Here is a 14,461-nt window from a genome sequence, read left to right as displayed (position 1 = left end):
CTCCATGCACGTGACACGTCGCCGACGGAGTGCGGAGAACGGGCGTTGGAGCCCGCTTCGCGGGTACACGGGACGACGCATACCTCTGGTGACGGCGGGCATCAGCGCGCTCGCCCTCGTCGCGGCGGGGGCCGCGTTCGCCCAGACACGTCAGTTCGGCACCGACCAGGTCGGCCAGGTCACCGATCGCGGCCAGGTCGTCTCCAGCGACCAGTACATCGCTCCGTACGGCGACCGGCTGGTCGTCCAGAACGGGAAGATCATGTCGTCCTCGGTCAGTCCGGACGGCACCCATCTCGCGGCCTCGGTCACCGACGGCGGGAGCGCCCTGTCGATCGTCGACCTGAAGAGCTGGAAGGTGCAGCAGCTCGTCAGCAGCTCCGCGTCCTCCGTCCCGCGCATCGGCGGCAACAGCGTGGGCCAGGAAGGCCCGACGTACTCGCCCGACGGCTCACAGCTCTGGCTCGGCCAGACCGACGGCTACACCCGGTTCACCGTGAACGCGGACGGCGGCGTCACGAGCCCGGTGTTCGTCCCGATCGCCGCGGACGGGCCCAGGCACGCGCTCGTGGGCGCGGCGGTGTTCTCCTCCGACGGCACCACCGTGTACTCCGCGGTCAACGGACAGAACCGGGTGGTCGCCATCGACGCGGCCACCGGGACCGTCCGGCAGAGCTGGAACGTGGGCAACGCCCCGCGCGGTCTGGCCGAGGTGGGCGGCAAGCTCTACGTGAGCAACGAGGGCGGGCGCCCGGCGCGGGAGGGCGACACCACCATCAACTCGTACGACACCCAGGTGCCCGCGGACCCGGTCACCGCCGCGACCACGACCGGCACGGTCAGCGTCATCGATCCGGCGGATCCGGCCGCCGCCGTCACGAGCATCCCGGTGGGCCTGCACCCGACCGCGCTGTACGCCAAGGGCCGGGCGCTGTTCGTCACCAACACCGCCACCAACGACGTGTCGGTCATCGACACCGCCAGGAACAAGGTCGTCCAGACCATCGCGACCCAGCCGTGGCCCGAGGCCTCGGTGGGTTACGAGCCCGACGCGGTGACGCTCACCGACGACGGGCACCTGCTGGTGACGCTCGGCCGCGCCAACGCCGTGGCCGTCTACCGGTACCGGTCGCCGCAGGACCCGGTCCGGTACATCGGCCTGCTCCCGACGGACTACTTCCCCGCCGAGATCGCCGCCGTCGGCAAGGACGTCGTGGTCTCCAACACCCGTGGGGTCGACGCCCGCCGGACCACCACCGCCGCCGGGCACGGCACCCACGACACCACGTCGAGCGTGCAGCGGTTCACCCTGCCCGACGACAGCGTGGTCCGGGCCCGGACGGCCGAGGTCTTCCGGCAGAACGGCTGGACCAGCGGCTCGGTCGCCCGGTCCGGGGGCAGGAGCCACGCGAAGCCGGTGCCCGTCCCGCAACGGCTCGGCGAGCCCTCGACGATCAAGCACGTCTTCCTGATCGTCAAGGAGAACCGCACCTACGACCAGGTCTTCGGGGACATCCCGGAGGGGAACGGTGACCCGTCGCTGGCCCAGTTCGGCGAGAACGTGACGCCCAACCAGCATGCGATGGCACGGCAGTTCGGTCTGTACGACAACACGTACGACATCGGCACGAACTCGGCCGAGGGCCACAACTGGCTGATGCAGGCGGACGATCCGGAGTACACCGAGTCATCGGCCGGTGAGTACGCGCGCAGTTACGACACCGAGGACGACGCCCTGGGCCACCAGCGGACCGGCTTCCTGTGGACCGGCGCGCAGGCCGCGGGCAACTCGGCCCGGGACTTCGGCGAGTTCCAGCAGTTCCTCACCAAGCCGGCCGGCGCCACCTGGCAGAACCTGTACTGCGACTCCCGGAACATGACGTCGACGGGACAGGACACCGCGTACACACTGAACTCGTCCTCGCCGATCCCGTCGCTGAACGACGTGTCCGTACACGGCTTCGCGAAGTTCGACACCAGCGTCCCGGACATCTACCGGGAGGAGATCTGGAAGCGTGACTTCGAGAAGAACGGTCCGGCGAACCTGAACATGTTCTGGCTCTCCAGCGACCACACCGGCGGTCCCGCGAACGCGGTCGCCCAGGTCGCGGACAACGACCTCGCCACCGGCAGGATCGTCGACGAGATCTCGCACAGCGCGTACTGGAAGGACTCGGCGGTCTTCGTCGTCGAGGACGACTCCCAGGCCGGCCTCGACCACGTCGACGGCCACCGCGCGCCGATCCAGATCATCAGCCCCTGGGCCCGGCGAGGCGTCGTCGACAGTCACTACTACTCGCAGATCACGCTGATCCGGACCATCGAGCAGATCCTCGGCGTCCACCCCATGAACCAGAAGGACAGCGCGGCCACTCCGATGCGCGCCGCCTTCACCCGGCACCCCGACTACACGCCGTTCACGGCGCTGCCCAACCGGACCTCGCTGACCGACGGCCTCAAGACCGCGCCCTCCTGCGGTCTCGACACCCCGGCGCCCCAGAATCCCGCCGCGGCGCCCGTGCCGTCGGCGAAGGTTCCGGCGGACAAGCGGGCGCTCGCGGCGAAGTGGGACACCTGGAAGTCGCGTCAGCGGCTGAGCGGGCCGAACGCCGTTCCGGACTTCGCCAACCCCGCGCAGATGAACCACTTCACCTGGTACCAGACGCACGGGTGGACCCGGCCGTACCCCGGCGAGCACCGGATCTTCGCGCCGCAGGACGTGCCGGGCGCCTACCTCCCGTCGTCGGAGTCCGACGGCTGACGCACGGAGGTGTGTGAGGGGCGTGAGCACGACGCGACGGGCCGCCCCGATTCCCCGGGCGGCCCGCCGTGTTCACTCCGTCGACGTCAGCCCGTGAAGCCGGCCGTGATCGACGTGAACTGCCAGGTGCTCTGGCTGATGCCGGAGCAGTTGCTCACCACGCCGCCTCCGGGGCAGGACCGGTCGCGGTTGACCGACCAGTAGGCGAGCCGGGCGATGTGGTGGCTGTTCGCCCAGTCACGGATCGAGGTCCAGATCGCCGGAGTCGTGTTCTCCTGCTGGTCGGACAGTCCGTTCATGCCGGAGATGCCGATGTGCGAGTAGGCCGTGGCGTCGTCCCAGCCGAACGTCGACTTCAGCTTGGTCTTCAGCCCCTCGGTCGCGTTGACCGTGTTGCCGTACATGTCGGAGCCGCCGCCGAAGTCGAACGGCATGATGGTGAAGACGTCGATGTTCGCGTTCAGCGACTGCGCCTGCTCGATGAGCCGGTTGCCGTAGTAGGTCGGGCCGGTCGTCGAGGTGCCGAAGGTGACGATCGTCTTCAGGCCGGGGTTGTTGGCCTTGACGGTCTTCAGCGCGGTCAGGATCCTGGCCTGCACGGCCTCGTTCTCGAACTCGTCGGTGTTCTCGATGTCCATGTCGATCGCCTTGAGGCTGTAGGCGTCGATCACCTTCTGCAGCGCACCGGCGAGAGCGCTCGCCGAGGAGCAGTTGGCGCCGAGCTTGCTGCCCTGCCAGCCACCGAACGACGGAACGATGTCACCGCCCGCGGAACGGATCTGGTTGATCGCCGTCTGGTCGACACCGCCGGTCAGCGCCCGGCTTCCGTCCCAGGCGGGGTTGCAGCCGCCGGAGTCGAGCACGAACGCCATCGTGAACCACTTGATCCCGGTCGCGCTCATCACCGTGGTCGGGTTCGGGGGATCGCCCCAGCCCTCGTACAGATAGGGAGCGGCCTGCTTGAAGCCCGTGCCGCCTCCGCCGCCCGCGCTCGTCGTGACACTCACGGAGTTGGATGCCCCGGAGGTGTTCCCGGCCGCGTCACGTGCCTTGACGGTGAACGAGTAGGCGGTGCTCGCCGACAGCCCGCTGACCGTGCCGCTCGTGCCCGACACGCTGAGCACCTTGTTGGAGCCGCTGTAGATGTCGTACGCCGTGACGCCGACGTTGTCGCTCGACGCGCCCCACGACAGGGACACGCTGGAGGACGTCTTGCCGGTGGAGGTCAGGCTGGTGGGCGTGGTCGGTGCCTGGGTGTCGGACCCGCCACCGCCGCCGGGACCGTCGAGGCTGATGTCGTCGGCGTAGTAGGTGCCCTGCGCGTACCAGCCGTGGACGTAGATCTTGGCGCTGGTCTGCGAGGCCCCGGTGGTGAAGGAGACGGTGAGCTGGCTGTACGCCGACGGGGACGTCGTCCAGGTCGAGGCACCGCCGTCCACACCGAGGTAGACATAGCTGCCGCGCACCCAGCCGGAGAGGCTGTACGTCGTGTTCGGCTGGACCGAGACGGTCTGGGTGCACTGGGCGTTGTCACTCGAACTCGCCGCCCCCGCAAGGGCTTTGGAGCCCCCGTGCACGGGGCTGGAGACGATCGATCCCAGGTTGCCGGAGCAGGACCAGGGGGAGAGGCCGCCGGTCTCGAATCCCGGGTTGGACAGGATGTTGGCGGCCTCCGCGGTACCCGGCAGGGCGACCGCGCCGGCGAGGGCCAGCGCGGCCGTGCCCAGCAGGGCGAGGAAACGATGTCTGGAACGTCTGAGGATGGTCATGCGCACGCGATCTCCCTGGAGATATGGGGGTGTTCGGGAGTGCAGAGAGGTGCGCAACCAAGTTGGTATGGACCAATCGCGCTGTCAAGACACTGCGCGGGAATTGGTCCAGACCGGTAAAGGGAGAGTGCGTGACCCGGCCGCCCCGGCCGGGTCGCGGGCGGGGCCTAGGCGGGGGCGATCGCCGCGGTGGCGGCCGCGGACTGGGCCGGAACGGCGGAGGCGGCCGCCTCGACCGGCGCGGGGTGCACCGAAGCCACGGACTGCGCGGACTGCGTGGGCTGTACGGACGGTGCCGACTGCATGGACTGCATCGACTGCACGGGGTGTACGGGCAGCGGGGACTGTACGGGCTGCGGGGACGCCGGTTCCGTGGCCTGCGCCGGCATCGCGGACAGGGTGGGCACGCCCGGCTCGGTTCGCTGCGCCGGCAGCGACACCGGACGCACCGGACGCAGTCCCGCGACCACGGTGTAGTCCGGTCCGAGGAACGGCGGGACCACTTCGCCCGTCTCCTCGCCCAGCGCCAACTGCACCGCCGCCCAAGGGGCGTTGACCCCGCACTGGGCGATCTGGTGCAGCCCGCCAGCCGGACGCGTGTTCACGTCCATCAGTACCGGCTCGTCGCCGTACATGCGGAACTGGATGTTGGACAGATAGTGCAGCCCGAACGCCTCGGCGAGCAGCCGGGCCGGCCCGATCCACGCGTCGTCGAGGGTGAATCCGCGACGACGGCCGTTCTTGGTGCGGCCGATGGCCATGCGGACCCGGCCGTCAGGGCCGGTGAGGCAGTCCACGGACACCTCCGGCTGTCCGAGGTGCGGCATCACCAGCCAGTCGACGGGCTCGTCGGACGTGCGCAGCGCCTCCACCACCAGATCCAGGGGGACGTACGCGCTCGGGAAGCCATTGAGGTGCATCATCGAGAAGGGGGTACGGGTGATCACCCGGAAGCCCACCCCGCCCGCCCCGGCCGCAGGCTTGAAGCAGGCCCGCTGGCCCGCGGCCTCCAACTCCTCGACCGCCGTCATGAGTTCCTCCACCGTGCGCACGCGGTACCACGGAGGAACCGGAATGCCCACGGCCTCCACGGCCTGGTAGGCGACGGCCTTGTCGTGGAAGACCGCGACCGCCTCCGCCGGCGGCGCCAGCAGCGCCGTCCCGAGCGCCGCGAACTCGGCGCGCTGCGCCACGATCGCGTCCTGGTGCAGGACCGGCACGAACACGTCGACGGAACGGCGTGCGCACATGTCGAGCGCGTACTCGACGTAGGCGCGCGGCGACAGGCCCTCGGGCTCCGGCTCGGCGGTGTCGGCGGCGGCCAGGACGGGGGAGTCGGCGTCACCGTGGGTGGCGTGGATCTCGACCGCGCGGTGCTGCGGGTTATTTCGCAGCTGGTCCATGAAGAACACGTTCTCCGCGTACGTGCGGTTGAGCCAGACGCGTACGCGAGAGCCCATGCAAGCCACCATTCGGGGTTCGCGGGCACGGCGGAGCGGGCCGGGCCCGGCCAGGGGGAGGGGAGGTACACCGAACCGTCGCATGCGAAAGCAGATTGGATCGGAGGTGTTGGGGCGATCATAAGGGTCGCGGGACCCCGATGCTGCTACGGGGATGTTACGGATTCGCCCGCCTGCCCGACCGGGCCTCCTTGTCCGGCGGCGGGAGCGTGTGCTGTTGTGTCGGTATTCGCTTTCTACGGGGGTGGCGCGTGCGGCCGACAGACGGCGGTGCCGGAAATCTGCTGGCCATCAGCGACCTGCACATCGGCTACGCCGAGAACCGCGCCCTGGTCGAGAACATGCGCCCCGAGACGGACCGGGACTGGCTCCTGGTGGCCGGCGACATCGGAGAGATCGTCGAAGACATCCGGTGGACCCTCAGGACGCTCGGCGACCGCTTCGAGAAGGTCGTCTGGGTGCCCGGCAACCACGAGCTGTGGACCCATCCCAAGGATCCGGTCCAGCTCCGCGGCGTGGCCCGCTACGAGCATCTGGTGGCCCTGTGCCGGGAGTTGGGCGTCGTCACCCCCGAGGACCCCTACCCCGTCTGGAACGGTCCGGGCGGCCCCGCCGTCGTCGCCCCGCTCTTCCTGCTGTACGACTACTCCTTCCTGCCGGAGGGATGCGCCACCAAGGCCGAGGGGCTCGCGTACGCCGAGGGGACCGGCATCGTGTGCACGGACGAGTACCTGCTCCACCCCGACCCGTATCCGAGCCGCGAGGACTGGTGCCGGGCCCGGGTGGCCGAGACCGAGCGCAGACTCGCCGAGATTCCCGAGGGCATGCCGGTCGTCCCGGTGAACCACTACCCCCTGGACCGCCACCCGATGGACGTCCTGTGGCACCCCGAGTTCGCCATGTGGTGCGGTACGCGGGCGACCGCCGACTGGCACCGCAGGTTCCGCGTGGAGACCATGGTCTACGGACACCTGCACATCCCCCGGACCACCTGGCACGAGGGTGTCCGGTTCGAAGAGGTGTCGGTGGGCTATCCGCGAGAATGGCGTACGCGACCGGAACCGCCGGGCACGCTGCGCCGCATTCTGCCCATGGAGGTCAAAGCCGGTGATGGAGGAACTGCTTCCGGAGTCGGTGGTGGCCGTGGAGAACCACGGTGACGAACCGGCCGGGGACGCGAGTCTGTACCCCGAGGAACTGGCGGTCCTGACCCGTGCCGTGGGCAAGCGTCGCCGCGAGTTCGCCACCGTGCGCGTCTGCGCCCGGCGTGCCATGGAGAAGCTGGGTGTGGCCCCCGGGCCCGTGCTGCCGGGCGAGCGCGGTGCCCCGCAGTGGCCGGCGGGCGTCATCGGCAGCATGACGCACTGCGAGGGCTACGCCGCCGCCGCGCTCGCCCGTGCCGGCGATCTCGCCTCCCTCGGCATCGACGCCGAACCCCATCTGGCGCTCCCCGAAGACGTCCTGGACGCCGTCGCCCTGCCCGGGGAGTCGGACCGTCTGGACCGGCTCGCCGCCCGGGTCCCCGCCGTCCACTGGGACCGGCTGCTGTTCAGCGCCAAGGAGTCGGTCTACAAGGCGTGGTTCCCGCTCACCGGCAAGTGGCTCGACTTCTCCGGCGCGGACATCACCATCTCCCTCGACCCGACGCCCGTCACGGACGGCCTCTCGGGAGACCTGAGCGCTCAACTCCTGGTTCCGGGGCCCGTGGTGGACGGGATTCCCGTCCAGGTCCTCACGGGCCGCTGGACCGTACGGCGCGGCCTGGTCGCGAGCGCGGTCACGGTCCCGCACACCGGACCGGTCCCGTCGCCGGGGCCGTCCGCCTTCTGACCGTACGACGCCACCGCCCGGGGCCTCCGAACCGTACGCCGCCACCACCCGGCCACCACCCGGCCACCACCCGGCCGCTGCCCCGGAGCCGCCTGCGGGCGGTCAGCCCGGATCCGGGCACCAGGAGTGCAGCAGTTCGAAGAACGCGTCCTCGTTGCCCGCGAGGCCGGCCGCCTTCAGGGCCCGTTCCGTCTCGGCGAGCACGGCGGGCGGGACCATGGGTGGCCTGCCGCCGTCCGTCGGGCCGTCGAAAGCCGCTCGTACCGTCTGGAGGAGGCGGAGATAGGCCTGTACGGCGGCGCGTTCGTGGTCGGTCAGTACGGCTGTCGGCATCGGACGGCTCCCCTGGTCGGCTTGTCGTGACACTGGTCCTGACTCCAGCTTGCCGCCCGCCACTGACAATCCGGTTTCCGGCCGGGGAGGTTCGCCCGCTTAGCGGAGGCGAAACCTCACGGAAACCCTAGGTGGAACAGGGCCCCTACGCTGGAGGGAAGAGTCTGGGGCCGCCCGCGGGACGGCCTCGCAGGCCGCCGCGAAGGCGGCTCGGGTGCCGCCCTCACGGCGGCCTGGGAACGGGAGGTCCGGCCCGTGGTCGACGTACAGCCCCGGCAGCCGCGGCGCACCGCGCGACTGCGTTCCGTCGGTGACGGAGAACTGCGTCTGCATCACCGCCTCGTGCACGGCTACCGGCGTGCCTACCGGATGGCGGGACAGGGCCCGGCGCTCGTCCTGATCCACGGCATAGGCGACTCCTCGGCGACCTGGGCGGAGCTGATCCCCGACCTCGCCCGCACCCACACCGTCATCGCGCCCGACCTGCTCGGTCACGGCGCCTCCGACAAGCCGCGCGCCGACTACTCGGTGGCCGCCTACGCCAACGGCGTGCGCGATCTGCTGGCCACGCTCGACATCGAGTCCGCCACACTGGTCGGGCACTCGCTGGGCGGGGGAGTGGCGATGCAGTTCGCCTACCAGTTCCCCGAGCGCACCGAGCGGCTGATCCTGGTCAGCGCGGGCGGAGTCGGCGGCGAGGTCAACCCCGTCCTGCGTGCCGTGTCGCTGCCGGGCGCGCATCTGATGCTGTCCCTGCTGCGCCTGCCCGGCATGCGGTTGAACGTGGGTCTCTTCCTGCGGCTGATGCGGCTGCTCGACGCCGATCTGGCCCAGGACGCACCGGAGTTGGTGCACCTCGTGGACGCGCTTCCCGACGCGACCTCCCGCAGCGCGTTCGTCCGGACCCTGCGGGCCGTGGTCGACTGGCGCGGCCAGGCGGTCACCATGCTCGACCGCTGCTATCTCACCGAGGGCATGCCCACCATGCTGCTCTGGGGAGACCGGGACAGCGTGGTGCCGGTGCGGCACGCCCATGGGGCGCACGCGGCCATGCCGGGCAGTCGTCTGGAGATCTTCGAGGGAGCCGGCCACTTCCCGTTCCACAGCGATCCGGCGCGTTTTCTCGCCCTGGTCGAGGAGTTCACGACCACCACCAGTCCGGCCGACTGGAGCCGCGAGCGCTGGCGCGAGCTGCTGCGCGCCGGACGCCCGGGTACGGCGGCGGGGCAGCCGGACACCGCCCGGAACCGTTCGCTGGAACGGGACCTGCGCGAGGCGAGCGAACGCAGCGCGACCTGAGGGCCGGCCCGGGGAACGCCGGAGCGGGGTCAGCCGGTTCGTTCGCGGGCGCCGTTCTCCGGTCCGGTCGGCGCGTCCGCCCGGCCCCGGACGGCCGCGACGACCGGCGAGTGACGCAGCGCGTCGGACATGCGGACGAGGTCGCGGCGGCCGTCGGTCTGCGCGGACGCGGCCCCGGACCCGGTCACGGGCTGCGGGTCCGCCGTCTCCGCCGACCGGATGACACGGCCCTCAGGGTCGGCGGCCCGGGCCCGCACCGCGACCGTCACCATCGCCGCGTCGGCCTCGGCGTGCGCCTCGGCGGCGGAGGAGCCCGCCGCGACCGCGGCCCCGAACGCCCGGGAGCGCACGGCGGAGTCGAAGTAGGGGTAGAGGCTCAGCATGCCGTCATGGATGTCGGACTCCCGCTGGGTGACCTGGAGTTCGGCGGGCGTCCACCAGGACATGCGCACCGCGCGGTCCTCCGGCACGGCGACCGGCTTCAGCTCCCGCCACAGCGGCCCGAGCCGGCGATAGGCCGACCAGGTGTTCCAGACGTCCTCGACCCGCCGCCAGGCGAGGGGGAGACAGAAGCCGACCGCGGTGATCTGCGCTCCGGCCGAGGCCAGCAGCGGGGCCACATTGGTGCTGAGGCCGTCCAGGTCCGTGTCGTTCCACCGGGCCACGACCGCGGTGAACTTGGCTGCGGAGTAAGGGATGTTGCACAGCGACCCGAAGGCGATGATCACCAGCCCGGCGCGCAGCCGGCCGCGGACCTGGATCGCCCAGCGCCAGCACATGAAGTTCATCGCGACACCGGCGACGGTCAGCGACGCGAGATAGAGGACGATCATCTCGCGGATGAAGGGCGTGTTGGCGTAGTACGTGTCGAGGTCGCGCAGCCGTTCGACGGAGGCGTCCCCGAGGAGGAACAGGACGACCAGCGCCACGCCGACCACGGTGTACCCGAGGATCCAGCGGCGGGAGAGCCGCCGGGTCACCTCGGGCGGCCCGCCGCGCCAGTTGATGATCAGCACCAGACAGGAGGCGCTGTAGGCGCTCAGCAGGCAGTAGACGAGGGGGGCCGAGACGTTGGCTATCCCGGTGGCGTCGTTGACGGCCGCGATGGTCGGCGGGGCCGCGAAGAGGAACACCAGGCCCGCGAGGGCGAGGAGTACGCCCACGGAACGCAGCAGCGGATCGCGCCAGCCGCGCAGCAGCGAGGGCCCTTTGAACGCGATCGCCGCGCCCATGGCGACGGCCGGGATGTAGTAGCTGGATCCGTCCATGCCCCCGGGACCTTCAGCCTCGCGGCCCGCGACAGCCCAGGGAGGCCTCGATCCGGCCGGCCAGACCGTGCCGCTGCACCGGGCCGCGCAGTGAGGAACCGGCCAGCCACGTCCGGCACTTGCTGGCGAGCAGGAGTCCGAAGCTTTCGGCCTCCTGCTCGTCGGCGCGATCGAAGCGGGTGCGCGCCGCCACTTTCAGGACGGTGGCCTGCAGGTCGGCCCCGTCGTTCAGTAAGCGCGCCGCGACGGCGGCGCCCTCGACGTGATGGCTGCAGTGCCCGGCCTTCATGTGCCACAGCTCGTGACCGAGGATGACCAACTGGTGGTCGGGCGCGGTGCGTTCCTCGATGACGACCAGGTCCTGTTCGGCCATGTCGAGCCACAGTCCGCTGGCGGTGCCGGGCGGGAACGCGGCCGTACGGAACTGGACGGGACGGCCCCGGCGCCGGCTCATCGAGCCGCACAGCTCGGTGTAGAGGTCGGCGGGTGCCGCCGGTGCCGGGAGCGAGAGCTCCGAGACGAGTTCGCCGCACAGGCGGCGCATTTCCCTTCCGATGCCCACTGATCTCCCCCGGCTCACGACTCTGGCCGTTTGACGCTCTCCAGGAGCATGTCCAGCCATTCCGCGACCTTGTCCCGGTGCTGGTCGGTGGGCAACTGGGCGGCCCGCCAGGCGATTCCGCGGACGCCGTGGTCGAGGAGCAGCCGTTCGAGTGGATCGTGGGCGACCGAGGCCGCGGCGCGTGCGCGGTCGGCGAGACGCTGCAGGAGTTCCTGCTCCGACCGCTGAAGCGCGCCCACGAGCGCTTCGGAGTCCTCGGCCGTGAGGAATCCCGCGTGCACCCGGAAGAAGCGCTGGATGGCGTCGCAGTGCTCCATGGTGGGACGCCGGTCGCCGTTGATGAGGGCGCCCGCCTGCTGGCGGGACATACCGGCACCGTCCGCGATCTCCTGCTGCGTGTAGCGGCGGCCGTTGGGCTTGAGCCGGGTGCGCCGCAGCAGGTCGAGGCGTTGCAGAAAGCGTGCCTGCAGGTCGGGTTCGCCCGCCGGGCGACCGCTCAGCAGGGCCTTCGCCACAGGTTCGGGGACACCGGACTCGGCCGACAGCCGCCGGACGTCGAAGACTTCGGCCTGCGGCACGCCGAGCCGGCCGGCGAGTGCGGTGACCCTGGCCACGACGGCCTGCAGCAGAACCGTCGCCGTGGCGCACGGAACTTCGAAGCCATCCGTCACCGACAGATCTCCTACGTCTCTCTCAGGTGGCTCTCACGAAGTTCGGGAACCATGTGGACACGAGGGTCAGGAACCATCCCGGCAGCAGAAGACCGGGGACCAACCGGAGCCTAGCCGGTCGCTCGAACTCACATCCAGGCCTCGCCACAACTGTGGCGAGATTCAGCCGTCAACAAGCGCCAAATGCCACGATAGTTGACACGCCTGTCCCCGGGGCAGCAGGATCGGGGCGCCGCGTGAAGGCCGCAGAGGCAAGAGGGGTGACCTCCCGATGGCGTACCAGGCAGGAAGGCAGCGGTCCCAGCCGCGACCTGTCCCCGAGAGTCTCGAAGCGCAGGCGTACCTCCAGGACTACGCCACGCTTCTCGAGGCCGTGCCCTTCCCCTCCTTCGTGTTCGACCGCCGCTGGGACGTCGTGCTGTCCAACGACGCGTTCGAGACACTTTTCGCCGGCGTGGGCGCGCATCCGACCGCCATGCCGGGCGACAACTTCCTGCGTTTCGTCCTGTTCCACCCGGACGCGGGGTCGGTGCTCGGTGAGCACGAGTCGAGCTGGTGCCTGCCGATGCTCGCGCACTTCGCCTCGGCGGTGGAGCGCAACGGCCAGGACCGCGGGCTCCAGGCGATCCGCCGGGACATCGCCCAGGACCCGATCATGGACGCCGCCTACCGGCACGGCCTGCCGCACTGGATCGAGGCCGTCGGACCGCGCGGGGTCGAGCACGACGGGGCCGTGCGCCCGCTGGTCCACCCCGATCCCCGCTGGGGCGCCACGGACTGCCGGATCGTCGACGAGACCCCCAAGGCGCTTCAGGACATGGGGTATTCGCGGATCACCCTGGTGCTGCGCGACGCGGCCCGGCCGGTCACGGGCGGACCGGGCAGGGCACGCAAGACGCGCAACGGCGCGGCGGAGCTTCGTGTCGTGTGACGCGCGTTGACCCGTCGGCTGGAGTGCTGAGAGTTCTCGGGGGACGCGGCCCCCGGGGGACGGATCGGCCTGTTCAGCCGGCCGGCATCACGAGGACGAGGGGCACGCCCTCGCAGGGGACGAGCCGCATGTCCTCGTGGCGGGTGCCGCGGGCCGCCGCCAGCACGGCCGCGAAGTCGGGCCCCTTGATGAGGGAACCGGCGAGATGCGCGGGGTCCGCCGACGCGGCCACCCGGCCCCGGGCGTTCACCAGGTAGGCGGCTCCGGGCAGCCGTTGCAGGAGCGGGACCACCGCCTGCTCGAAGTGCCGCAGATACACGTCGGCCGCGGCGACCCCCACGAACCGGCCCTCCACCTGGACCGGCGCGGACAGCGTCAGGCTGTACTCGTCGGAGCAGAGGTAGTCGACGTAGGGCCCGGCGACCGCGCGCTGCCCCGTGTCGCGGGGGAGGGCGAACCAGTCCCAGTGCGTGTAGTCCGAGTACGCGGAGTGCGCCGGATCGAGGTCGAGCAGCAGCGGTCGTACGCTCCCGTCGGAACCCTGCTGCCACCACTCCAGCCACGCCGGTACGTCACCGAGCAGGCCCGGTGCCGCCACGAAACCGGCGCCCGACACCAACTCCTGCCGGGTGAGCCGCAGATGGAGTCCCGGGCGCAGTGCCGCCAGGTCCACCGTCGCGGGGCGGCGGCCCGCCGCGGCGACGCGGGTGAGCAGCGCGGCCGCGTCGGCCCGGGTGTCGGCGACCGCGTCGAAGACGGCTTCCAGCGTGCGGCGGACCTGCGTGGCGACGGCCGCCTCGGCGGAGACGTCAAGCGTCGCCGTCGCGCCGGCCGGTCCGGGGCTCCTGCGCATCGGTGCCCTCCAGTGGACGCGGACCTGACATGGCACGCGGCATCTGGAGGCGCAGGGCGATGAGCCGCGCCGTCGAGTCCACCACGCACCGCTCGGCCAGTGCTCTGGCCGATTCGTGGGCCCCATCTTGCACGGCCGAGATTACGGAGCGGTGACGGTCGGCGACTTCTTCACGATATTCGTCGTCCCCGAGCACGAGGCACATCAGCGCGCCCACTTCGGTCTGGAGCACGACCTGCTCACGCGTCAGCCGGGCGGACTGCGCCGCCGCGGCGAGTTCGACGTGGAAGCGGCCGTAGACGCGGCTGCGGGCAGCGCCGTCCCCGGCGGCCGACAGGTCGTCCAGGGTGCGCCGCAGGGCCTTGAGGTCGTCCGGCTCGGTCCGCTGCGCCGCGAGCCGGGCCGCCGCCCCGGACAGGGCCGCCCAGTGGTCGCCCAGGTCGCGCAGCTCCTCGGTGCTCCAGCCCGCCAGCCGGGCCAGCAGCCGTTCCTCGCCCGGGACTTCGGGAAGCGAGACGAAGCTGCCGCCGCCGCGTCCGCGCCGTGTGGTGACCAGCCCCTGCTGCCTCAGGGCCATGAGTGCCTCGCGCAGGGTGACCGTGGACACGCCGAGCTGACCGGCCAGCTCCATCTCCCCCGGCAGGGGGGGGGGGCGGCGGGGGCGGGCGGGCGGGCCGCTGGCCGAAGCGCGGCGCCGCGGCACGCGGGGGGCGCGCTGGGCGCT

Annotated in this window: 13 protein-coding genes; 5 read left to right on the top strand and 8 right to left on the bottom strand. The window is 71.2% G+C overall.

Annotated elements, in window-relative coordinates:
* Positions 1–4 precede the first annotated feature (4 nt).
* A complete protein-coding gene (locus tag ACFXGX_RS01675) occupies positions 5–2,761 on the top strand; it encodes a bifunctional YncE family protein/alkaline phosphatase family protein (protein ID WP_384783541.1) in 2,757 nt (918 codons plus the stop codon).
* Positions 2,762–2,847: 86 nt separating this feature from the next.
* On the opposite strand, the gene ACFXGX_RS01670 is transcribed toward ACFXGX_RS01675, so the two are convergent.
* The gene (locus tag ACFXGX_RS01670) at positions 2,848–4,530 is read right to left on the bottom strand and encodes a carbohydrate binding domain-containing protein (protein ID WP_384783540.1); all 1,683 of its coding nucleotides are present in this window, start codon (positions 4,528–4,530) and stop codon (positions 2,848–2,850) included.
* Between the two features lie 167 nt (positions 4,531–4,697).
* The gene (locus ACFXGX_RS01665; RefSeq protein WP_384783538.1) at positions 4,698–5,990 is read right to left on the bottom strand and encodes an ATP-grasp domain-containing protein; all 1,293 of its coding nucleotides are present in this window, start codon (positions 5,988–5,990) and stop codon (positions 4,698–4,700) included.
* 251 nt (positions 5,991–6,241) lie between these two features.
* Between ACFXGX_RS01665 and ACFXGX_RS01660 the strand changes: the two genes are divergently transcribed.
* The gene (locus ACFXGX_RS01660) at positions 6,242–7,150 is read left to right on the top strand and encodes a metallophosphoesterase family protein (RefSeq protein ID WP_384783536.1); all 909 of its coding nucleotides are present in this window, start codon (positions 6,242–6,244) and stop codon (positions 7,148–7,150) included.
* Entirely contained in the window at positions 7,098–7,820 is a 723-nt protein-coding gene (locus tag ACFXGX_RS01655; protein ID WP_384783534.1) for a 4'-phosphopantetheinyl transferase, read from the top strand. Before ACFXGX_RS01660 ends, ACFXGX_RS01655 begins: the two co-directional genes overlap by 53 nt.
* 102 nt (positions 7,821–7,922) lie before the next feature.
* On the opposite strand, the gene ACFXGX_RS01650 is transcribed toward ACFXGX_RS01655, so the two are convergent.
* Complete coding sequence (locus tag ACFXGX_RS01650; RefSeq protein WP_384783532.1) at positions 7,923–8,153, bottom strand: hypothetical protein; 231 nt, start codon at positions 8,151–8,153, stop codon at positions 7,923–7,925.
* Between the two features lie 255 nt (positions 8,154–8,408).
* Here ACFXGX_RS01650 and ACFXGX_RS01645 point away from each other — a divergent pair, with 255 nt between their 5' ends.
* A complete protein-coding gene (locus tag ACFXGX_RS01645; RefSeq protein WP_384783531.1) occupies positions 8,409–9,452 on the top strand; it encodes an alpha/beta fold hydrolase in 1,044 nt (347 codons plus the stop codon).
* A gap of 29 nt (positions 9,453–9,481) precedes the next feature.
* On the opposite strand, the gene ACFXGX_RS01640 is transcribed toward ACFXGX_RS01645, so the two are convergent.
* The 3 genes from ACFXGX_RS01640 to ACFXGX_RS01630 are packed head-to-tail and all read right to left on the bottom strand — an operon-like array spanning position 9,482 to position 11,953.
* Positions 9,482–10,720 carry an MAB_1171c family putative transporter gene (locus ACFXGX_RS01640; RefSeq protein WP_384783529.1) on the bottom strand — a complete coding sequence of 413 codons (1,239 nt, stop codon included), beginning with the start codon at positions 10,718–10,720 and terminating at the stop codon, positions 9,482–9,484.
* Positions 10,721–10,733: 13 nt separating this feature from the next.
* Positions 10,734–11,264 carry a toxin-antitoxin system, toxin component gene (locus tag ACFXGX_RS01635; protein WP_384783808.1) on the bottom strand — a complete coding sequence of 177 codons (531 nt, stop codon included), beginning with the start codon at positions 11,262–11,264 and terminating at the stop codon, positions 10,734–10,736.
* Between the two features lie 32 nt (positions 11,265–11,296).
* Positions 11,297–11,953 (bottom strand): helix-turn-helix domain-containing protein, encoded by a 657-nt coding sequence (locus ACFXGX_RS01630; RefSeq protein WP_384783528.1) that lies wholly within the window; start codon positions 11,951–11,953, stop codon positions 11,297–11,299.
* 271 nt (positions 11,954–12,224) lie between these two features.
* Between ACFXGX_RS01630 and ACFXGX_RS01625 the strand changes: the two genes are divergently transcribed.
* Entirely contained in the window at positions 12,225–12,884 is a 660-nt protein-coding gene (locus ACFXGX_RS01625; protein ID WP_384783526.1) for a hypothetical protein, read from the top strand.
* 73 nt (positions 12,885–12,957) lie between these two features.
* Here ACFXGX_RS01625 and ACFXGX_RS01620 read toward each other — a convergent pair whose 3' ends face one another.
* Together ACFXGX_RS01620 and ACFXGX_RS01615 are read right to left on the bottom strand one after the other, a co-directional pair.
* Positions 12,958–13,737 (bottom strand): cache domain-containing protein, encoded by a 780-nt coding sequence (locus tag ACFXGX_RS01620; RefSeq protein ID WP_384783524.1) that lies wholly within the window; start codon positions 13,735–13,737, stop codon positions 12,958–12,960.
* Positions 13,694–14,461 (bottom strand): FadR/GntR family transcriptional regulator (locus tag ACFXGX_RS01615; RefSeq protein WP_384783522.1); only part of this gene is annotated, 768 nt, incomplete at its 5' end. The genes ACFXGX_RS01620 and ACFXGX_RS01615, both read right to left, overlap by 44 nt.

Source organism: Streptomyces sp. NPDC059371 (genome assembly GCF_042751995.1).
Lineage (GTDB): Bacteria > Actinomycetota > Actinomycetes > Streptomycetales > Streptomycetaceae > Streptomyces.
This window is presented reverse-complemented; position numbering and strand designations above follow the sequence as displayed.